Genomic DNA, 21,503 nt, shown 5'->3' on the forward strand with positions numbered 1-21,503 from the left:
GTTATAACTCGAGCTGAATCGGCTCGATATCGCCATTCTGCTGTGCCGGCTGCGCGCAGCAGATTAATACTTCCCCCTCTGCCACACTTGCTCTCGGCGCAGTCGGGTAAGTTACCGCCCCCTTGATTAGCCGCGTTTTACAACTGCCGCAATGTCCTTCACGACAGCTGTATTCCGGGCTAAGACCACGTGCTTCGGCTAATTCCAGCAGTGAACCTCCATTCGGCAACCAGCGTGCTTCTTTCGCTGATTGGGTAAAGATCACGGGCACCGATTGAGTTGATATCGCGGGCAACGGCGCTGCCGCTTGCTGCTGCGCGTCCTCGCGACGCTGCAACGATGACGGACCAAAAGCTTCCGCGTGAATGCGGCTGTCGGTGATGTTGTAGTCGCGCAGCCCGTCATAAAGAGCCTGGGTAAACTGCGGCGGGCCGCACAGATAAAAGTCGTAATCGTTGAATGGCAGCACCTGCGAAAGCAGCGCCATATCGATACGTCCGGCGACATCGTAATCGAATCCCAGTTCTGCATCGTCCGGCTGGCTCAGCACGCGTACCAGTTTTAGTGCGCCATCTGAAGCCGCCAACAGCGCATCCAGTTCACGTACAAACGGGCGTTCCGCTTTGTTGCGCGCCGACTGAATAAAGTAGATAGGGCGCATGCGCTGTTTGCGACGTCCTTCATAAACCAGATGGCGCAGCATTGCCAACATTGGTGTGATGCCGACGCCCGCCGCCATCAACACCGCTGGGCGAGTTACTTGCGCATCGATAGTGAAATCCCCGGCTGGCGCGCGCGTTTCAAGGCGCTCGCCCACTTGCAGATGTTCATGCAGATAGCGCGAGACCACACCATCGCGCTTCACGCTAATACGATAAAAGCCGTCCGACGGCGCAACCGACAATGTGTAGTGGCGGATCAGCGGTTTCTCTGTATCGGGAAGCTGCACGCGGATCGGCAAATGTTGCCCTGCCTGATGCGGCAGCAAACCGGCGCCATCATCTGGCATCAGATGAAACGAGCGAATCGACGCACTCTCATCGACAATCTTCGTCACCCTAAACGGCCGCCAGCGCCGTGCCAGTTCATTAGCACGCAGGCGCTCGTCAGCCGATTGCCAGTCGCCGGTCATTTCTGATGCCGGTGAAACGCCGTCCGATTCGGTTTGCCAGCGCAAGGCGAGGGCGGCCTGACGACGCACGATGCGGCGCGGACGAAATGTCCACAACCGTTCGGCGCCCTGAAAGGCGGCGATCTCCGGTGAGTCGAGGATCACCATCGCATCGCCGGTCATTTGCAGCGTATCGCCGCTGAGATAATCGACGAACAGCAGTCCGGCTTTGCCGTTCTGATGGATGTTGCCGAGCGTGGAGAAAAACAGGTTGCCGTTGAAATCGGGGATGGTCAGCAGGCCATCTTCATCTACACGCACAAAACCGGGTTTGCCGCCGCGATGTGAAGCATCAACCTGATGCTCGGCGTAGGTTGCGACGTAAAACGCATCGGCGGTGGCGATGGTGGTGCGGGCCGCCACATCGAGCGTGCTGAGAACTTCAACTTCACCGGTGGCAGGCTCATCGGGCGAACGATCAAAGCGGAAATCGCGCAGCTGGATATAGCGCGGACAGTTACCAAAACTCTGCTCTACCTGTACACGAAAGCCATCGCCAATTGGACGTATTATCCCGTTCATGCGGTTGCGGCGGCGAGTATGCAACTCAATCCCTAGCAGCCCAACCGATGCGCCGTCAGTGAACCCGGCAGCAGCCGGATCGCGGGGATCGGGCTGGGCGGCAATATCCAGCGTGGTGGCGTTGGGCGAGAAGATAAAACCGGGCTGGCCTTCCAGCAGCGTGGCCCAGGCATCGCCTTGCGCATCCACGCTGCCCGCCACGATAAACGGTAGCTGTGCGTAGAAGTCGCGATGCTGATCGGGCATGTGATCGCGGATCACTCGCTGTCCGATCTCCGCCATACGTTCGGCCACGCCCGCCTGTTGTTGCAGGGCAATTTCACCTGCATGCCATACCGGAAGATTCTCGCCCATGATGGTTATCTCACGCGATGCTGCGCAGGCCGGCAGCGGTTTGCGGGAAGGGAACAAAGCCGGGTAATGCTTCGATGCGGCGTAACAGCGCATTGACCGCCGGATAGCCGGAAAGATCCACATTGCCTTCCGGCGCGCCGATCAGGTAGCTGTACTGCGCGATGTCGGCGATGGTCGGGCGATCGCCAACCAGCCAGTCACGCCCGGTCAGATGTTGATCCATCAGCGCCAAAATCGTGTGCGCACGGGCGATCACTTCGTCAGGGTTGAAAGCGCGGCCAAACACGGTAATCAGGCGTGCCGCGCAGGGACCATAGGCCAACTCGCCAGCAGCCACTGATAACCAGCGCTGCACCTGCGCCGCGCCTAATGCATCTTCTGGCAGCCACTCACTGCGACCTGATTTCTTGACGAGGTAAACCAGAATGGCGTTGGAGTCAGAGATATACACGCCATCATCTTCGAGCACCGGCACCTGGCCGAACGGATTGATGGCGAGAAACGCCGGGGATTTGTGCTCGCCGTTAGCGAGGTCCACATCAATCACCTCGTGCGGCAGGTCGAGCAGCGACAGGAACAGACGAGCACGGTGCGCATGGCCAGAAAGCGGGAAGTGGTAGAGTTTCATCATCAGTGTCCTTTGGTGGTGGCCGGGATGATCCCGAACCCTGTCTAAAGGTTGGCACAGCCTGTGACGCGGCAGAATAGCCGGATTTGCGAAGTCATTATTGCGGGAAATGGAAGAGTGGAGATGGCGGCTATGCGCGGTCTTACCTGAATGGCGACCCTACAAAATTGCTGAGTGGATTTTGTAGGGTGCGCGCATAAATAAGCAGAAGTGGGCTAAGTGTTAAGAAACGACCACATTTCCCGCCACCGCTTGAGCCTGCTGCTCGCTTTGCTGCTCTTCACGATGTTTTAAACGATCCCATACGCGGAAGAACGGATAGTAGATCACCATCGAAATCGCCAGATTGACCACCTGTAACACCGTGCCAGAGATATGGCCGCCGGTGGCCAGATAGCCACTGGCGAAAATGGGCGTGGTAAACGGCAGGGCGATCCCGGCGGGTGGTGCGACTAATCCAGTGGTCATGGCGGCCCATGACACAATTACCAGCACCACCGGCGTCAGAATAAACGGCAGGAACAGGTAAGGGTTCATCACCAGCGGAATGCCAAACACCAATGGCTCGCTGATGTTGAACAGGGCGGCGGGTCCGGCAATCTTACCCAGCTGTTTCATCTGGCGACTGCGAGAGCGGATCAGCATAAAGATCACCAGACCCAGCAATGCTCCAGTACCGCCAGGCGCTATCCACAGATCATAAAACTGCTGCGTGAAGATGTGCGGGATCGGCTGGTTATGCTGGAACGCTTCAAGGTTTTCACTCATGTTGGAGAGCCAGACCGGCTGGATAAACACCAGCACAATGGCATCGCCGTGCAATCCCAGCGTCCAGAGAATTCCGATCAGCAGCACCGAGAAGATCATGCCCGGCAGCGTGCCGCCAACGTGGTGCATCGGCAGTCCAATCACGGTGGCGATCAGGTTGTTGATGTCGCCAAATGGCGAGGCTTCGACCGCCAGACGGATGATCAGCACCACCGCCAGCACGCAGAACCCCGGTACCAGCGCGAGGAAGGATTTCGCCACCGCAGGCGGCACACCTTCCGGCATTTTGATCACCAGATTGCGGCTATGGACGAAGCGATAAATCTCCGTCGACATCAGCGCAATCACAATCGCCACGAACAAGCCTTGGCTGCCAATCATCGAGATCGGCAGGACGCCAGTCACCAGCTGTGCGGGCGCATTTTCGACTGGGGCAAACAGCGTCTGCTGCGGAATGGTCATCACAAAAGCCACTAACGCCATGGCGCCGCTGGTGAGCGGGTCCAGCGTGCGGTACTTCTCCGCCAGACGATAGGCGATACCGAAGCTGGAGATCAGCGCCATGATGTCGTAGGTAGCACGCACCGGATAGAGCAGTTTGTTGCGCCAGGTGTCACCAAACAGATCCGCCATCAAATGGCACCACGCCGGAATCGGCAGGTAGGCGAAGATCAGGAAGAAGCTGCCAATCAGCATAAACGGCATGTTGAGAATGATGCCGTCACGCACCGAGAGCACATGTTTCTGGCCGGCGACTTTCAGCGCTGCGGGCAACACATAACGTTCAATAAAAGTACGGTTGGACACAGGGCCTCCTCAGGCTCAATGGCGCAACAAAATGATAATAAGCGGTCCAATTGCACCAACGCTAGCGGCGGATAATCCGCGCGGCTAGCGTTGGTGCAGGTGACCTTACATTGCCAGATTTGCACAGCGGCACGGTTTATCGGGCATATCTGGAGCCGCATTCTCGCGATTGCACCGTTACGGCGCTATTGAGCCGATGAGAACTGCGGCAACCACGGTTTGTTCAGGGTTAACACTTCTTCCAGCAGAGCTTCCGCTGTTGCGACATCGCCCACCAGTGGGTTGCCCAACAACGCCAGCAGTGCCTGATTGCGGTCACCGTGTATTGCCGCCTCAATGGTTAAGCGCTCGAAGGCTTTAATCTGCTGCGTCAGGCCGTTCATCAGCGGCGGTAATTCGCCGAACATCAACGGATGCGCACCCTGGGCATCTACCAGGCAATTCACTTCTACTACCGCGTCATCGGGCAGCCCGTGAATCGCGCCGTTATTGCGGCAGTTCACCACCAGATTCTTGCCGCTGTTGTTGTGTATCGCGCTGATCAGCTCAACCGCCACTTCAGAGTAATAAGCACCACCGCGGAAACTCAGCTGCTCTGGTTTGTGCGCCAGATCCGGGTCGGCATACAGCGCGAACAGCTCGGCTTCAACCTTCATCACTTGCTCAGCGCGGGTGCCTTCATGACCATTTTTAGCTTTCTCCTGCTCTTCGGCCAGCATCTGCGGCGTCTGCCAGTAATAGCGATGATACGGACAGGGAATAGCATTCAGCGCGCGCAGGAACTGTGGTGACCACGGCATATCTTTGATGTTGTTCATGGTCAGCGACTGGCCATCACACAGCAGCTCAATCACCTGTTTAGTGGCATCCTCTCCGCGACAGGTCACCTGATGCACCCATACCAGATGATTGAGTCCGGCAAAGCGCAGTTGCACATCATCCCATGGCGCGTCGAGCATGCCAGCAATCATATGATGCGTATTCACCGGCACGTTACACAGGCCGATGATTTTGGCGTTGCTATAGCGCGAGACCGCTTCAGTGACGATGCCGGCGGGATTAGTGAAGTTGATGATAAAGGCATCGGGCGCCAGCTCTTCCACTTTGCGCGCAATGTTCAGCATCACCGGAATGGTGCGCAGCGCTTTGGCAAATCCGCCCACGCCGGTGGTTTCCTGACCGAGACGACCGTATTTCAGGCCAAGGCGTTCATCGGCTGCGCGTGCCGCCAGTTGGCCGACGCGCAGTTGGGTTAGCACGAAGCGGGCACCACGAATCGCATCGTCCAGTTCAAAGTGTACGCTGACTGTGACCTGCTCTAATCCGTTCTGCTGCAGCATGCGGCGGGTGAGATCGGCAATGACATTCACTTTCTCGCGACCCGATTCCACATCCACCAGTGCCAGTTCAGTCACCGGCAACTGCGCGTAACGGTTGATGATCCCTTCAACCAGTTCCGGTGAATAGCTGCTGCCACCACCAATAATTGCCATCTTAAGCATCGGTTCCTCCTGCCGCAGTGCGGCGGTAGAGTTCAATGATTTCGCCCGCCAGATCCTGCACCAGCATGGCGTTCATTAGGTGATCCTGGGCATGTACCAAAATCAGGGTGACAGGCAGTTTGCCGCTGCCTTCATCGAGACTGATCAACGCCGTTTGCTGTTGATGTGCGCCGTTGATGCTCTCTTTCGCGGCCGTCAGCTGTTGTTCGGCGGCGGCAAACTGGCCTTCTCGTGCCGCTCGCAGCGCGCTCAGTGCCGCACTGCGAGCGGCACCGGCCTGCACCAGCAGCAGCATGATCTGTTCTTCAAACTCGATAACCACTTCTTCGGACATGCAGAATCCCCCACAGCACAAGGCCGTGTTTATTTCGGTCAGTTTGGGTAAAACGGAAGTATTAAGAGGCGTGCAACGCCAGGGCGGTATCCAGCACCTGTTCGCCGCGCATCATGCCGTAATCCATCATGTCGATCACGGCGACCGCTTTGCCTTGCGGTTCAGCGATGGCAGTCAGGCGGGCGGCTTCAAACTTCACCTGCGGGCCGAGCAGCACCACGTCGGCATCCGGCAGGATGCGTTCGAATTCCGCTACCGGCACCGCTTTGATATCAATGGTCAGCCCGCGCCCCTGAGCCGCGTTCTGCATTTTGTTGACCAGCATGCTGGTGGACATCCCTGCAGCACAGCAAAGTACGATACGCATATGATTTCCTCCTGTGATTTGTCGGGGCCATTTAAGACCTGTGTTGTAGGTGGTGTAAATACCCTCCGGACAGACGATTTTCTGATGAATGGATAATTATGCATTTAAAATCAGTTGGTTATTGTGTGATTGTTTGTGAAAATATTTTTCACGACTGTGATCGATGCTGTAATTTATCGTTAACATAAGCGGGTTTTGACGTTGATAGCGGTGAAATCGTTGAAAAAAAGCTCACAATGAAAAATATTTTCATGCATGATGGGCGTTCGCAACGAGAGGATGTGGTGAGCGGATGGATATTGTCTGGCAACTGCGGCAGCAGTCGGCACGCGCGGATGCGCCGGAATCTAAGCTGGCGCGTTTTATTCTGGAAAACCTGCATGTCAGCACGCAGGCCACCATGGAGAGTCTGGCTAAGCAGGCGGGCGTCAGTACGGATGTGTTGCACCGTTTTGCCGCTTCAGCGGGCTGTCGCGATCTGGATGATTTCCTGCATCAGGTGCGCAAAGCAGGGCAGCAGGAAGGGGCATTTATCGATGGCATCCGGCAGCGCCAGCCATCGCTGAGCCAGCAGGAAAATCGTGTGGCGCTGGCGATCCTTAACGATATCGCGTTTGCTGCATCGGCTACGATCGAGCAATTAGCCGGGCGCGCTGAAGTCAGTGCTGCCACCATCACCCGTTTTGCCCGTTCTGTGGGTTGTGAAGATATTCGCGAATTACGTATGCGGCTGGCGCGTGCCAGTTCTGTGCCTTCAGCCCCAACCGCGCAGGGTATTCCGCAGCTGGAGGCGATTCATCAGGCGTTAGCCCAGCAGTGGTCACTGGCTGAAACCGCGACCTGGGAGCGTGCGGCGCGAATGTTACGTAAAGCTCGCAGCGTGCTGTTGATTGGTGCGGCAGGGCAGACCACGCCGCTGGTGGCTGAAGTTCACCAGCGATTAACGGCGACAGGTCTGGCGCTGGCATGGATTCAGGACGATAACCTGCTGCGTATGACGCTGAGCCGATTACAGCCGGATGATTTGCTGCTGATCCTCGCGCCGGATGCGGTGAATAGCAGCGTGTTGAGCGCGGTGCATCATGCACATATTCAAAAAACGCCGGTGATTGCGATTTGCCCGACTAAGCTGGATCTGGCAAGTCAGGCTGATATTTGGTTGCCGCTGCCGGATGAACAGCAGGCGCGCAGCTATGGCATTCTCTGCGCGCTGGATCGGCTGGAAACGGCATTGACGTCATTTTAATGTGTAAAACTCTGCCATATGAATGCTGCCATCTTGCAGCATTCCTTGAGGGGGACCGAGCCAAAGCTCTTCATCACTGAATAACATTTACTGATATTCAACCGTCAGCATTGCTGTCGCAGAGAATGATCCCAGACTAATCCCACCCGTACTGTTTCTCACTAAGACAGCCGTTAAAACAGGCTGATTGGGATAGGTAAAGTTGAACCAATCGTTAACAGGCACCTTAGCGCCATCATATTTAAGCTCAATGGCCAGGTTATTTTTATTGGTACTCAATAGGGTTGAATTAAATGCAGCACCCGTGCCTGAAAACTGCATTTTTAGCAGTTTTGACACCGTTGCAGGGCATTCAAGTGTGTAAGATAGCGTTCTTTCATAATTTTTCCCGTTAATCGTCGAAGCAAGAATTCCTTTACCGAAATCGACAGTAATGTCGTTTCCTTTGTTGAGATCACAGGGAGGTGCGAGGACTTTGACTTTAACGCTAGCCCCCACAGAAAAAGCATATGCAGACTGAGTCAGAACCAAGCTCATTAAGCATATGGCAACACAGGGATATGTAAACGTTGAGACCTGACTATTCATAGCTCAACCTGAAATTTATGTTGGCGGAGTAGTTGCCTGCTCTTAATTCACCTCGTGTGCGTTCCGCAGCAATATAATAAACGACCTGGCTATCATCAGGTTGCAATAATACTGGCTTGCCTCGTTGACCAATAATCATGTTATTGAAGGATGCGTCTTTTAAACGTAGTCCGATACCCTTAACCCCCTGGGCCTGAAAAAGTTCAGGATTAGCCGCATCCTCTACGCCATTAAAAGAAAACGACACAGCCGGTTGATATGCACTCCAGGCGACATTATCTCTCTCCCGTTGAGGGTCTGATGCATTACGTAAACAATCATGTAATTTTAGCGACACAGGAATTAATGGGCCCTGGTCACCGACGTTATGGAAGTTTGCAGTCGTAATGTTACCTAAATCAATCGACTGATCGGCTGAATGCATATCCAGATAGCATGCACTTTCAGTTAACGTCCCATAAACGCGCAATACACCAAAGTGGCTCTCAATTGCGCCATTTTTAAATACTGCTAATGCCAGTGGTGAAAATAACATGACCACGATGGAAACGCATAGGTGTAATGTCATGAATTTTTGGGCGGAGTTCTTCATAAACGAATTTATTCTCATATTCATCATGCCAGGTTATCCATTGTGTTGCGGATCCACATGACATGCGTTTCCCTTACAACTGAATATCAGTGAGGGCTGACCACCGTAATCGTTCACGTAGACTAAAACAGGGTTTTTACCTAATGATGATGCACTTCCTCCTAATGGCGCCTGACTGAAAGGGGGGATCATCATGGATTCAAAACCTTTAATAACGTTGCCTTCTTTTTGGGCGCTCGCACCAATCAGTGTAATGTAATAAGGGGTGGGATTTTTAACTGTATATTTATCTCCCAGTTTCAATAATGTCATTTTTTCCTGAAAAGGCGTTGCATGCTGTGCCGCAGCGGCTTCGGCTAAATCTGCCGGACGATAGAAAAATTTGATCCGTGTTTGTAATGCAATCTGCAGGACATTAGGTTTGTCACTTTTAGGTGGAATCTCTCTTAAATTAAAATAAAAGAGCGACTCACGATCGCCAGGAAGTTTTTTAAATTCCTCAGATGAGGTTAAAGCCTGAATTTTGACCTGGCTTTCTTCTTTCGGTTCGATGCGTTGAATAGGTGGGACGACGATAAAAGGACTGTTACTTTCAAGTTTTTCGTCTTTATCATTCTCAAGCCAACCCTGAGCGAGATAAGGCAGCGATTCATTTTTGTTACTGACCGTCAAACTGACTGATTTCTCCGAACCCGGATAGATGACCCGTGTTCGGTCAAGAGAGACTGCTGCCACCGCAGATTGGATGCCAGCGCTGAGTGTTAATGTGATGATGGCTGCTTTTTTTAATGTTATTTTTTCATGAAAATTGATCTCTTAATTATGAAATTTTATCTTTATAAGTGATTTTTTGCTTAAACTTTAATGCAAGGAAGCAGTAAGTTTGTGGTTATTTCATGGCTTAGATTCAGTGGAGGCGTTATCGTGCACTGATCGGCATTGTTCCAGCGCACCGTCATTGCTTCGCCAGGCTGAATACCGCTCAGATAGACATTGCCATCATCATTGATAATGCCGGTTTCCTGATTTTTTAGATTAAATACGCTTGCGCCAAAAGGTGGTGCTGAACCATCTTCAAGACGGACCGTGGCGATGGCTTTTCCACCATGGGTCACATTGAACGAGCGGTAGCCAATAGCCCCTTCCGTTAATGTTCCTTGTGAAACAGATTTCATAACTTCTATGTCATCAGCTAATTTATCGACGTTAATTCGGATGCTATTACGATAGTAACTATTGATATCCGTAATGACAGCTTTACCAAAATAGTTGGTGTTGATTGAGTGACCGAAGCCGGATACCGGCACACCCGCAACGCCATCGGTGTCAACTAACATGCGTGTTCTACCCGCAACGCTGCTGCTGTGAAATGCTCCACCCTTTGGCGTCAGAGTCGCACCGCCTTGCAGTGACATGCCCAATGCTTGATACTGGTTCTCACGGTAGCTCACTGACGTATTTACTTGAGCGAGGCTACCTTTATGCGTGTAATAACCACCGATATCGGTATCACTGTTAGCCACGCCAGCACTAATCTGATAAGAATCAGCGTCACCCATGCGATCATAATAACTCACGCTATTAAGGTTATTTCCTTTCGAGTAAGAGCCATTGTAACTGGCGGTGCCTGATTGTCCCCATGGTAATGACAATGACATATATACGCCTTTATCATTGCTTTGACCCAATACGCTTCGATATGCAGTTAATGACAGACTGATATTTTTAAACTTCATCAAATCCATGTTTTTTGATAATGAGAAGTCATAGCGGTCATTTGCCTGCTGATTCCAATACGTCTGATGGTTGTAATTGAGATAAGTGGCAAGATTCAGCGATTCGAATTGCTGGTTCAAAGAAACCGTATACATTTCTTTGCTGCGCCCGTTATCGACATTACCTTTTAAACCATTGAGGTAATCGCCCATCGAACGAAAACCATCATCTGAAAAACGATAACCAGCAAAAGTTACCTGGCTGCCGGATTCCTCAAATCGTTTGGCATAACTTGCGCGCCACGCATTGCCTCTCTGAGTGTCACGGTTATGGTCTTTTAAATTTGAGACAGTGACATCTGTAGATATTGCGCCCAGTGCCAGTAAGTCCCGACCGACGCCAAGAGACAGGGCATGGTAGTCGCCACCGCCCATTCCACCGGTATACAAGGACCAACCATTACTGATTCCCCATGAGAGTTCGCCCGTCGCGAAAAGTGGCCCTTCAGTGTGATGAGCGAAATTCGAAGGTCTGCCGATTGAGGACTTGTATCTAATTTGTCCAGGGCGAGTCAGGTAAGGAATAGTGGCTGTATTGACCTGAAATTGTTCAATATTGCCATCCTGTTCTTCAATGCGAACGTCCAGGTTGCCGGATACGGCGTTATCAAGATCCTGAATGCGGTAGGGGCCAGCAGCAACTTGCACCTCTTTAATGATGCGTCCCTGCTGGCTGATAATCACTTTAGCGTTACTCTTCGCCACACCACTGATCTCCGGCGCATATCCGCGTAAATTCGGAGGCAGCATATTGTCATCTGTCGCCAGACTTAAACCGGTGAAACGAAAGCCATCGAAAATCGATGAGTTCAGATAGTCTTCGCCCAGCGTTAACTTGGCGCCCATTTTTTTCAATGCACGATAGGCGTAGAACCGATTCCAATCCCAACTCTGCGGAGATTGTGAACCGCGACCTGCAGTTTGGTGGTCATATCGACCTAGCCAATCCGCACGAAAGCGCCAGGCACCCAGATTGGTGCCGGTCGTGCCATTTCCCGATAAATTGGTATTACTTTTGCTGCCCGCCGCATTTTGCTTAATAGTTTGAAAATTAAGGTTATAATCAAAAAGCGCGCCAGCTATACCTTCTTCCCACCGTGCCGGGGGATCCCATGAAGAGCTGCTATATTCCAAAAATGCTTGAGGAATGCTGATCAGTAACGTTGATTTGCCCAAATCTGCTCGCGTTGACATCCCTGCAACACTGTTCAGGTTTAAGCATTCGCCGTTATGCCACCATTTAAGCTGCGAAGAGAACTTATCCTTTAAACCCAGAAGAGGAATCATTTCCTGAGTGATGCAGGATAAGGTTTCATTTTCGTCTTCTTCAGAGGCATAGAAATTGACCACGCGTTCTGGCAGCGTGATTAAATTGATGTTTAATGTGAGAGTATAGGCACCAGGTAAAATAAACCCCTTGCGTGCAAACTGGCTAATGTCGATGTTACTGCGATCTTTCAGAACCAGCACATCAGTATTGAACTGAATGTCTGAGCCCGCGAGCGTGATTTTTGCTCCCAGGATGCAGGAAAAAAACACTAATATGCATATAAACGAAATGGCAAATACATGCCAAAAAAAACGCATCAGCATAATAGTTTTCCTTTTTAATTGTAATCTATTCTAAAACGAAGCGTTAAATGCAGATCGCCTGAGCGAATGACATCCTTGTTGCCAATCAGGTTTAGCCGATAGTTAAATTGCATGTCACTGTTTAATTTGCTCTGATTAAGATGCTTTCCGGGAAAAGCCAGATTTCCATGATGATCGCTAATCATCATCGCGATGCCATTTGCAGAGCCTGACACTTTAAAATGTTCACCATCTTCCTCACCATCAAACATTAATTTAATCGTGGTTATTTCAGATTGCTGAGTGTCATTTTCATACAACATGCAGCCTAATAAAGCGATTGAGAAGAAGTGGTTTGGCCCGCGACCTACTTTGAGCATTTCGCTAACGGGATGGTTTCCGATATCTATCGTTTGGTCGGGCGAACCTAGACTAATACTGCAAGCGGCTCCAACAATGGAGCCTGTAATATGCACCTTTGAAATGCTTTCATCCGAGGCAAAGGCACATTTCGTCAGCATCGATATATGTATGATGGTCAGTAGAATTACTGATTTAAAACTACTTGAGATCATACGCTTCAATGATTCGCTCCCAGTTTATCCAGTTGAAAAAACCTGCGACAAAATCGCCGCAGGTTAAGGGGGAGAAATGGCTGCTTAGTTGTAGCTCAGCACGAAGTTAGCAGGTACCTGGAATGTGCCGGGAACGATAGTCGCAGCAGCTCCGCCACCTTTAACGTTAGCGGTGAAGCTAAGGGTATTTGAGCCGTTAAATACTTGTTGAGCGGTAGTCGGCGTATTGATTTTTACTTTTTCGCCATCGTTGGTGAACATCTGGATTGATGCTCCTCGTGCAGTACCGCCGGTCAACGCAAGGCTTTCTGGATCATAGGAAGAGGTAGCACCGGTGAAACGTGCAGTCACTTTGTCGTTCGTACCGGCAGTGGCGATAACACAATCTTCCAGTTCAATTTTGAAAATCTGTGGGGTTGAGCTGCCGGTATTGCCGCTTTCTGCCAGCAGTACATTTGAAATCGCACCCAGTGACACCGTTTGGTCTAATGACCCCGGTGCGATGGAACATGGAGAATCAATAATTGAACCGGTGAAAGTGACTTTTCCGGTGTTGCCTGCAGCATATACAGAGGAAGCAGTGAACAGGCTTAACATAGACAGGGCAATAATACACTTTTTCATTTAATATCTTCCATTTTGTTATTTACCCATATTTCTATTTTAATGACGAAATATGGCTTTTACCGATGTTTCATTAGGTGTGCTAACGATATATAGCGTCCCTGATGATGGTGAAACATGGGCATTTACGCACAACTAACAGGTGCTCCTTTTCCATACTTATTCGCATGGTCTAGTACGATGAGCCTGATAATATTTTTTATTTCTTGGCTTCGTTGGAAGAGATTATGGGGAAAGGCTATGTTGATAGAAATCGGATTAATTGGTTGTTTATGTAATGGGGGAATGTGGCATCTGTCAGGGAAATATGACAAGGAGGGTGTTATTAATGTGGTTGACGTATTATGGGGTGATGGAAGCTATCGTTGCGATAGCTAAAAACAATATCATTTAAGAACGAGCATGAATGTGATCGCTGCCGTGTTATTAGTTGAACAATTAATGAATTCAACTAATTCAGCTATGATTTTCTGATATTCAGTTTGTCTGTAGGGTTAATCAGGTAAGCCCACGCGAAGTCGCAGCAGTGGGCATCTTCCATTATTTAATCAGCACCTGCGCACCCGCATTTTTCTCCAGCCGCCAGACATCAAACAGAGACATCAACACCAACAAGGCCACACCCGCAAATGCGATGTGAATGTCATTCTGCTCAATGGTTGCATGCTCATGCCACAGCATGGCTCCGCGTAAGAACAGGGCGGCCAGCGCAATGCCGGCGCTCATGCTGAACTGGAAGAAAATACTAAACACTACAGACGCATCACTCATTTTCGCTTGTGGCACATCAGCAAACCCCAGGCTGTTGTAGCAGCTGAACTGCAGCGAGCGCGATAACCCGCCGATAAACAGTATGGCAGCAATCGCAAAGTAACCGAGCGAGGGGCTGAGCAGCAAGCAGCCCAACATCGCGGCCAGGCTGATGATGCCGTTCACCATTAGCACCTGACGGAAGCCAAAGCGCTTCATTAGCCAGGTGGTGGCAGGCTTCATCGCCAGATTTCCGGCAAATACCCACAGCACCATGGCGCCTGCCTGCGCAGCACTCCAGCCAAAACCAAGCTGAAACAGCAATGGCAACAGGAAAGGGACGGCGTTAATGGATGCGCGGAACAATGAACCGCCGACAACCGCATTTCGGAAGGTATTAATGGTCATGGCACTGAACGGCAACAGCGGCTGCGGATGGCTGAAGCTGTGACGATAGGCCAGCACACTGCACAACACGCCAAGTAACAGTAATGGAATGCCAAGGCTGAGATGCATTTGTCCGAGCGCTTCCAGCGAGACAATCAGCGCGGTGCAGGCGGTCGCGGTCAGCACAAATCCACGCACCTCAAACGGACGCGGATGTTCTGCTTTAAACTGGGGCACCAGATAAACGGTGGCAATTATGGCGATAATGCCGAGTGGGATATTGAGCCAGAAGATCCACGGCCAATGTCCGTAAGTTACTATCAAGCCACCGAGCGGTGGACCGAGCACTGGGGCAATCAATCCCGGCCAGGTAATAAAGGCGATGGTTTTCACCATGTCTTTTTTTCGGTCACACGCAGCACCACCATGCGACCGACTGGCACCATCATCGCGCCGCCAATTCCCTGCAAAATGCGGCTTAATGCGAACATCGGCAGCGTTTCGCTGAGGCCACACAATATTGATGCAAGGGTAAAAATCAAAATCGCGCAGGCAAAGAGAGTACGTGCACCATATCGATCGGCTAACCAGCCGCTCATGGGAATGCCCACCGCCACAGCCAGTAAATACGCACTCACACCCACATTAAGCGCCACCGGGCTGGCAGCGAAATCGCGCGCCATTTGGGGAATAGCAGTGGTGATGACGGTGGCGTCGAGGTTTTCCATAAAGAAGGTGACTGCAACCAGTAGTGCGAGCAACAAGGTGCGTTTAGCTGGGATGCCATTCTGCGTCATAACGCCATTCCTTTCTCTTCCATGTGAATCAGGATTAGGGAGAGAATAGTTTCGGGCGCAATCGTTTTCTATGCAAGTGTAGCGATAAAAAACCCGGCAATTGCCGGGCGGTGAAACCTGAAAATGGCTAAACGCAGCTTTTACATCGATGACATTACGGCAAATTGATCACAATGGTACCGCTGCCGCTCTTATCACCGGGCGTAGGATTTGTGGCTGCCAAAGTTGAGGCTACCGTGTGAGTGGAGGCGCCGCTGGGCAGATAAATAGCTCCTGAGCTACGACCATCAAAAGTCAGCGTTGAAGTCACGCCACCGCCGAGGTTAATGGTGCCATCCAGGCTGCCAATCGTCGCATTGGTCGCACGATTGCAGTTCACATTGATTGATACGCTATCTTGCTTACCGTTCACTTTGTCTGCCTGAAGTGTGCCGTGATCGATGTTGGGTGAACCCGAGAAGGCGCAACTGGTAGGAATGGGCGGGACGGAAACAGTCTGGCATGAAGTCCCGGGCTGATTCCTATATTGCGCTCCTAGGCTATTTGAAGCGCCACCGACGCATACAGAATGAGGTCCGGGCCCAGATACGGAAAACGAAGCATTAAATGAACCACTTGCAGGATAGTTTCTTAAAAAAACAATATTCGCATTTGACCATGTGTCGGTCCCTGGTATACCGCCACTTCCACTATCAAGCACGGTTCGTGGCGCTCTTTCCACCTTACCTGTCGCATCTAATACCCAAATACCAAATTGACAATAACGCGTTGCACATCCTATTGAGGCCGTAGAGTTGCTGCCTGACGAGCTATAACTAATTTCTAGGATATTGGTACCCGCAGGAACATTCGCTCGTGTGATGCTGATTACTGCATTCGCGGTGTTTGAAAGGATAGATAAAAAGAACGTGATGAGTAAATATAGCGCTTTCATGTTATTCCTGTTTAAAGGATTTGCTTGAGGAATGGTATCAAGTGATGATTGTGAGTTTTTAGGCTGTAATAATTATTTTTATTATGATCGTTTATTTAATTTTTGATAAGTAATTTTTGGATGGGGTTAAAGTAGTGTTTTAATGCGAAGGATGTAATAAATCCCTACGGGAGGTTAATGTTTACCCTTGAGGTTAATGGGGTTTGTTAATTATTGATAGCTGAAGTCCTATAAAAATAGACCAAGTGGTCGTTAATTAATATTGATTATCCTTGCATAAGATACCAAATAAGCGTTTACGCCTTTCTTCCAGACGTAAACGCACCAACACCTTACTTCTTAACCGCAGATGACGACTCGCGAACCTTTTTCACCTCGTTTACCCAAATCACTGGGGCATCATTGCTCCAGCCGCAGCGTACAAAAGTGGCCAGGTTTGCGAACTGTTCATTTCTCATGGTTATGTGGTCTCAGCCACTTTTGCCTTTGCCCTGGACTCAATAAACTGCACCACGGCGTGGGTCACATCGGCGGTATTAGCCGTACCACCGACATCCGGCGTCAAAATCCCTTTCTCACACACGTTTTCGATTCCAGCCATAATCAGCGCTGCCGCATTATGTTCACCCAGATGTTCCAGCATCTGCACCGCCGTCCAGAAGGTCGCAATCGGGTTGGCGATACCTTTACCAGTGATATCAAACGCTGAGCCATGAATCGGTTCAAACATTGACGGGAAGCGGCGTTCCGGATCGATGTTAGCCGTCGGAGCCACGCCCAGACTGCCCGCCAGAGCACCGGCCAGATCGGAGAGGATGTCGGCATGCAGGTTGGTGGCAACGATGGTATCCAGCGTCTGCGGATGCAGCGTCATGCGATGTGTCATCGCATCAACCAGCATCTTGTCCCATTGCACATCCGGGAACTCCAGCGCCACTTCGGCGGCAATCTCATCCCACATCACCATGCCGTGACGCTGGGCGTTGGACTTGGTCACCACGGTCAGCAACTTACGTGGACGTGACTGCGCCAGTTTAAAGGCATAACGCATAATGCGCGTGACGCCGACACGGGTGAAGATCGCCACTTCCGTGCCGACTTCCTCCGGCAAACCGCGGTGCGCACGGCCGCCGTTGCCAGAGTATTCGCCCTCAGAGTTCTCACGTACGATAACCCAATCGAGATCACCCGGACCGCGATTGCGCAGCGGCGAAGTCACGCCCGGCAGGATCTTCGTTGGACGCACGTTGGCGTACTGGTCGAAGCCCTGGCAAATCGGCAGACGCAGGCCCCACAGGGTGATGTGGTCTGGCACATCCGGTGCACCTACCGCGCCGAAGTAAATCGCATCGAATTTTTTCAGCGTGTTCAGGCCATCTTCAGGCATCATCACGCCATGTTGTTTGTAGTAATCCGAACCCCAGTCAAAAGTTTCAATATCAAACTTCAGTTGTTCATCGTGACGCGCCACAGCGTGTAACACTTCCACGCCTGCCGAAATCACTTCCGGGCCGATACCGTCAGCGGGAATGGCTGCAATTTTGTAATTACGCATGGTTACTTCTCCAGTCAATGAGTATGAGGATGAGGAATCTCTGCCGTTTGCGGCTTATTCGCCTTGGCAGAAAGAATCAGGACCACGAGGGCAGAGAGCGCCAGTAATCCGGCGACAAAGTACAACCCCCAGGTGTAGCTACCGGTTTGCTGACGGATGACACCAATCATCATCGGGCCGACAAAACCGCCGAGGTTGCCGATGGAGTTAATGGTGGCGATACCCGCGGCCGCTGCCGGGCCGCTGAGGAACAGCGTTGGCATGCTCCATAACGGCGGTTTCGATGCGCTGATGCCCACGGTCACCAGCGTCAGGGCGACTATCACGGCGAACAGCGTGCTGACGTTACCGGCATAAATCAGTCCTGCCGCCGCCAGCAAACAGGCACCAATTACATGCCAGCTACGCTCTTTGGTGCGGTCGGAATGACGCGCCCACAGGATCATCGCGATAACGCCAATCACCGCCGGGAAGGCATTGAGGAACCCGATTTCCATCGAAGAAGCGCCAAAGCTGCGGATGATTTGCGGTGACCAGATGCCGAGCGTATACAACCCGGCGGAGGTGCCGAAGTAGACCAGCGCCAGTGCCAGCACGCGCTTATCGGCCAATCCGCGCCATGCGCTGCTATGGCTTTGCGTTGCCGCCCGCGCCTGCTCTTCAGCCTGCATCGTATTTTCCAGCCACGCACGCTCTTCGTCAGTCAGCCATTTGGCTTTGGCCGGGCGGTCAGTGAGGAGGAACAGCACCACCACGCCAAGCACCAGCGCAGGAATCGCTTCCAGAACAAACATCCACTGCCAGCCCGCATAGCCGAGCCAACCGTGCATCTCCAACAAGGCGGCGGAGATGGGCGATCCCAGTGCGGTTGAGAGCGGGGCCGCAGCCATAAAAATCGCCGTGACCTGCGCGCGTTTTGCTGCCGGGAACCAGTAACTGAGATAGAGGATGATGCCGGGGAAGAAACCCGCTTCCGCCACACCGAGCAAGAATCGCAGGGTGTAGAAGCTGGTGGCGCCTTGCACGAAAGCCATGCATCCAGAGACTAATCCCCAGGTGATCATCACGCGGGCTATCCAGATGCGTGCACCGACTTTGTGCAGAATTAAATTAGACGGAACTTCAAAAAGAAAATAACCGAGGAAAAAGATCCCAGCCCCCAAACCAAATACTGTGGGCGAGAATCCTAAATCCTGATTCATGGTTAACGCGGCAAAACCAATGTTGACGCGATCGAGAAAAGCGATGAAGTAGAGCAGCATGATGAAGGGCACAATGCGTAACGTCACTTTACGCATCACCCTTTTTCGAGGTGAGAGTTCATATTAAAGTGCTCCAGATTGTGTAGGGTAGTGTTATTTTTTTGTCATCGAGTTCAGTATGCAGTTTTGACTTGGTGAATCATTAATCGTGGATTATATAAAGTATTTGAATAATCGAATGGCGAGGAAAATGTGGATATAAATCAACTGCGTTGTTTTGTGGCAGTAGGCAAAGAACTCCATTTCGGCCGGGCGGCCCAAAGATTGGAAATGATGCCTGCGTCACTTTCTCGCTTCATCCGAATACTCGAAGAGGACCTGGGCGTGCGCTTGTTGAACCGGTCAACGCGCAATGTTTCATTAACAGCGGAAGGGGCGATATTTTTTGATGAAGCCAGCAAACTTATCGATCAATTCGATGCGCTGGGCCAGCGTTTTAAAGTGGGTTTAAAAGATGAACGCCGCACATTACGTATTGGCGCGATTGATAGTGCGGCACGAGGATTAGTACCCGCCTTATTAAATCTCTTTATACCGCTGCATCCCACTAGCGACATTCATATTATTGAAGATAAAACCATCAACCTGATCCCTAAATTAAAATCAGGCTGGCTGGATATGATTTTTATTCGTGCGCCGCAGGCCATTGATTCCTCATTAGCTATTCGCTTTATTACCCGAGAAAGCTGCGTGCTGGCCGTGCCGTCTAATCATCCGCTGGCGGGAAGATCGCAGGTGGCGGTTGGGGACTTTCAGCACGAGGCAATGATTATTCCCGATCGCCGCACTCGCCCGCACAGCCATGAACTCACTATGAGTTTGTTTAAACTTGCCGGGTTAACACCGCATATTGCGCAATTCGCCGAAGAGAAGCAGACCATTTTGAGTCTGGTCAGCGCGGGGTTAGGTCTGGCGGTGGTGCCTGCCTCTTATCGCACCATGAACAGCGAAAGCGTCAGCTATATTGCGCTGGAATTGCCGGAGCAAATAAAGGGCCTGCCGCTGAGTATTGCCTGGCAAAAAGGCAATGAAGATGATTATCTGCGTGAGATGCTGCGCCTGTTTAATGACAACAAGCGCGAGCTAACGGAAAAACTGTGATCCTCAATCGCTTAACGACCTTTTAGAGGCGCGACACCCAATCAGCGCGTTTTGTTATTACCTTCTCCACAGTAGCGAATTAGTCAGAGTCTCTTTATGATGGTTTTTTCCCGCGTGATTGTCGGGAACGATCAATGACTTAGGGAAGTAACCACGCGATGACTCTGTTAAACGACCTCGACCTGCGTCAGCTGGAAGCCTTCTCGGCGGTAATTTCAGCCGGCAGCGTGACGGCTGCGGCTAAAGCACTGAACCGCTCGCAGCCTGCGGTTTCTCGCCTGATTCAGGAGCTGGAGCAGTCGCTGGGTTATCCGCTGTTTATCCGCAATGGTCCGCGCATTCATCCGTCGGAAGAGGCCCTGCAGCTGCATCAGTATGTGCAGAAAGCGCTGCTGTCGCTGCAACAGATCCGACTGCGCGCACAAGAGATTGCGCATCAGCAACATCGTCCACTCAGTATTGCCGCCACGCCAGCACTGGCCGCCGGGTTGCTGCCGCAAGCATTGGCGGCGTTGAACCTGCAAAACAAAGTGCAAATCATCAGCGAGTCCGCCGTTCAGACGGCGCATGCGGTGATCACCGCAGAAGCGGACATCGGCTTATGCAGCTTGCCGCTGGAGCATCATGCGGTGGATTTGCACTGGATCGGGCAGTCACAGTGCGTAATTGCGCTGCCGGAAGAGGATGAGCTGGCGGTGCACAGCGAGCTATCGCTGAGCCAGTTGGCAGGCCGTCGTTTGATCGCGCCATGGAGCCCGCAGCGTCTGCGCGGCCGCTACGAAAAAGCGCTGAAGAAAGTCAAAGCACCGCTGCTGGAAACCATCGAAACCAACTCGTCGGCGAATATTCTGGGTTGCGTGCGCGCCGGATTGGGCGTGGCAATCCTTGAACCAGTCACCGGCTGGGGCATGCCGCTGGCTGGTGTGGCGATTCGTCCGATTCAGGAAGATATTCCTTACTTCTTTGGCGTGATCACGCCGCAAGGCCGCCAGATTTCCAGCGCGGCGCAGGCACTGGTGGAAGCGCTGGCAGACGCCGCTGCTCATCTGCTGCCAGGATTTGAACGCCTGCCCGCCAGTGAACATCCTCGCATTATGCGAGTGATCAACCAGGAGTCGTAGCGAGGCGATTGAGTTCATCCAACAGCATTAGCACTTCAATTAAAGATGAAGCGCATCGCTACGCATCAGAACCGAATGCATCAAGGCACGCAATAGCCCTATTACGCTACAGCGGCAAGATATAGCACCGCGGCTTCCTGACTTAACAGGCGCGATGAATCCCTTCATTTT

At 51.7% G+C, this 21,503-nt stretch carries 18 protein-coding genes and 1 pseudogene; 3 read left to right on the forward strand and 16 right to left on the reverse strand.

The annotated features are described in order from the left end of the window. Position 1: 1 nt before the first annotated feature. The 6 genes from HA45_RS01110 to HA45_RS01135 form a co-directional block, all read right to left on the reverse strand. Entirely contained in the window at positions 2–2,047 is a 2,046-nt protein-coding gene (locus tag HA45_RS01110; protein ID WP_100703431.1) for a 2Fe-2S iron-sulfur cluster-binding protein, read from the reverse strand. A gap of 10 nt (positions 2,048–2,057) precedes the next feature. Continuing rightward, positions 2,058–2,675, reverse strand: coding sequence for a glutathione S-transferase family protein (locus HA45_RS01115; RefSeq protein WP_100703432.1), 618 nt, complete (start codon positions 2,673–2,675; stop codon positions 2,058–2,060). A gap of 222 nt (positions 2,676–2,897) precedes the next feature. Beyond that, the gene (gene celB, locus HA45_RS01120; RefSeq protein ID WP_100703433.1) at positions 2,898–4,250 is read right to left on the reverse strand and encodes a PTS cellobiose transporter subunit IIC; all 1,353 of its coding nucleotides are present in this window, start codon (positions 4,248–4,250) and stop codon (positions 2,898–2,900) included. A 185-nt stretch (positions 4,251–4,435) separates the two neighbouring features. Further along, positions 4,436–5,752, reverse strand: a complete 1,317-nt coding sequence (locus tag HA45_RS01125; protein ID WP_100703434.1) for a 6-phospho-beta-glucosidase — start codon at positions 5,750–5,752, stop codon at positions 4,436–4,438. Beyond that, positions 5,745–6,086, reverse strand: a complete 342-nt coding sequence (locus tag HA45_RS01130) for a PTS lactose/cellobiose transporter subunit IIA (RefSeq protein ID WP_100703435.1) — start codon at positions 6,084–6,086, stop codon at positions 5,745–5,747. The genes HA45_RS01125 and HA45_RS01130 overlap by 8 nt, the downstream gene beginning before the upstream one ends. A gap of 61 nt (positions 6,087–6,147) precedes the next feature. Then, positions 6,148–6,453 carry a PTS sugar transporter subunit IIB gene (locus HA45_RS01135; RefSeq protein ID WP_100703436.1) on the reverse strand — a complete coding sequence of 102 codons (306 nt, stop codon included), beginning with the start codon at positions 6,451–6,453 and terminating at the stop codon, positions 6,148–6,150. A 292-nt stretch (positions 6,454–6,745) separates the two neighbouring features. On the opposite strand from HA45_RS01135, the gene HA45_RS01140 reads away from it, so the two are divergent. Beyond that, positions 6,746–7,699: a MurR/RpiR family transcriptional regulator gene (locus HA45_RS01140; RefSeq protein ID WP_100703437.1), complete on the forward strand. Its 954-nt coding sequence runs from the start codon at positions 6,746–6,748 to the stop codon at positions 7,697–7,699. An 87-nt stretch (positions 7,700–7,786) separates the two neighbouring features. On the opposite strand, the gene HA45_RS01145 is transcribed toward HA45_RS01140, so the two are convergent. From HA45_RS01145 to HA45_RS01190, 10 genes and pseudogenes are all read right to left on the reverse strand, one after another. After that, on the reverse strand, positions 7,787–8,287 hold the full coding sequence (locus tag HA45_RS01145) for a fimbrial protein (RefSeq protein WP_100703438.1): 501 nt from the start codon (positions 8,285–8,287) through the stop codon (positions 7,787–7,789). Further along, the gene (locus HA45_RS01150) at positions 8,280–8,906 is read right to left on the reverse strand and encodes a fimbrial protein (RefSeq protein WP_100703439.1); all 627 of its coding nucleotides are present in this window, start codon (positions 8,904–8,906) and stop codon (positions 8,280–8,282) included. The genes HA45_RS01145 and HA45_RS01150 overlap by 8 nt, the downstream gene beginning before the upstream one ends. Before the next feature lie 6 nt (positions 8,907–8,912). After that, the gene (locus HA45_RS01155; protein WP_128598857.1) at positions 8,913–9,674 is read right to left on the reverse strand and encodes a fimbria/pilus periplasmic chaperone; all 762 of its coding nucleotides are present in this window, start codon (positions 9,672–9,674) and stop codon (positions 8,913–8,915) included. A gap of 59 nt (positions 9,675–9,733) precedes the next feature. Beyond that, on the reverse strand, positions 9,734–12,241 hold the full coding sequence (locus tag HA45_RS01160; RefSeq protein ID WP_100703662.1) for an outer membrane usher protein: 2,508 nt from the start codon (positions 12,239–12,241) through the stop codon (positions 9,734–9,736). 20 nt (positions 12,242–12,261) lie between these two features. Further along, positions 12,262–12,810, reverse strand: coding sequence for a fimbrial protein (locus HA45_RS01165; protein ID WP_128598858.1), 549 nt, complete (start codon positions 12,808–12,810; stop codon positions 12,262–12,264). A 75-nt stretch (positions 12,811–12,885) separates the two neighbouring features. Then, positions 12,886–13,425 (reverse strand): fimbrial protein, encoded by a 540-nt coding sequence (locus HA45_RS01170; RefSeq protein WP_100703443.1) that lies wholly within the window; start codon positions 13,423–13,425, stop codon positions 12,886–12,888. 540 nt (positions 13,426–13,965) lie between these two features. Further along, positions 13,966–15,359, reverse strand: a pseudogene (locus HA45_RS01175) (MFS transporter). A 154-nt stretch (positions 15,360–15,513) separates the two neighbouring features. Beyond that, positions 15,514–16,293 (reverse strand): MrpH family fimbial adhesin, encoded by a 780-nt coding sequence (locus tag HA45_RS01180; protein ID WP_128598859.1) that lies wholly within the window; start codon positions 16,291–16,293, stop codon positions 15,514–15,516. Positions 16,294–16,753: 460 nt separating this feature from the next. Continuing rightward, positions 16,754–17,848: a tartrate dehydrogenase gene (locus tag HA45_RS01185; protein WP_100703446.1), complete on the reverse strand. Its 1,095-nt coding sequence runs from the start codon at positions 17,846–17,848 to the stop codon at positions 16,754–16,756. A 14-nt stretch (positions 17,849–17,862) separates the two neighbouring features. After that, positions 17,863–19,146, reverse strand: coding sequence for an MFS transporter (locus HA45_RS01190; RefSeq protein ID WP_128598860.1), 1,284 nt, complete (start codon positions 19,144–19,146; stop codon positions 17,863–17,865). A 156-nt stretch (positions 19,147–19,302) separates the two neighbouring features. On the opposite strand from HA45_RS01190, the gene HA45_RS01195 reads away from it, so the two are divergent. Together HA45_RS01195 and HA45_RS01200 are read left to right on the forward strand one after the other, a co-directional pair. Continuing rightward, the gene (locus HA45_RS01195; RefSeq protein WP_100703448.1) at positions 19,303–20,211 is read left to right on the forward strand and encodes a LysR family transcriptional regulator; all 909 of its coding nucleotides are present in this window, start codon (positions 19,303–19,305) and stop codon (positions 20,209–20,211) included. 158 nt (positions 20,212–20,369) lie between these two features. After that, positions 20,370–21,332 (forward strand): LysR family transcriptional regulator, encoded by a 963-nt coding sequence (locus tag HA45_RS01200; RefSeq protein ID WP_100703449.1) that lies wholly within the window; start codon positions 20,370–20,372, stop codon positions 21,330–21,332. Positions 21,333–21,503 lie beyond the last annotated feature (171 nt).

This window comes from Pantoea rodasii (assembly GCF_002095465.1).
GTDB lineage: Bacteria > Pseudomonadota > Gammaproteobacteria > Enterobacterales > Enterobacteriaceae > Pantoea > Pantoea rodasii.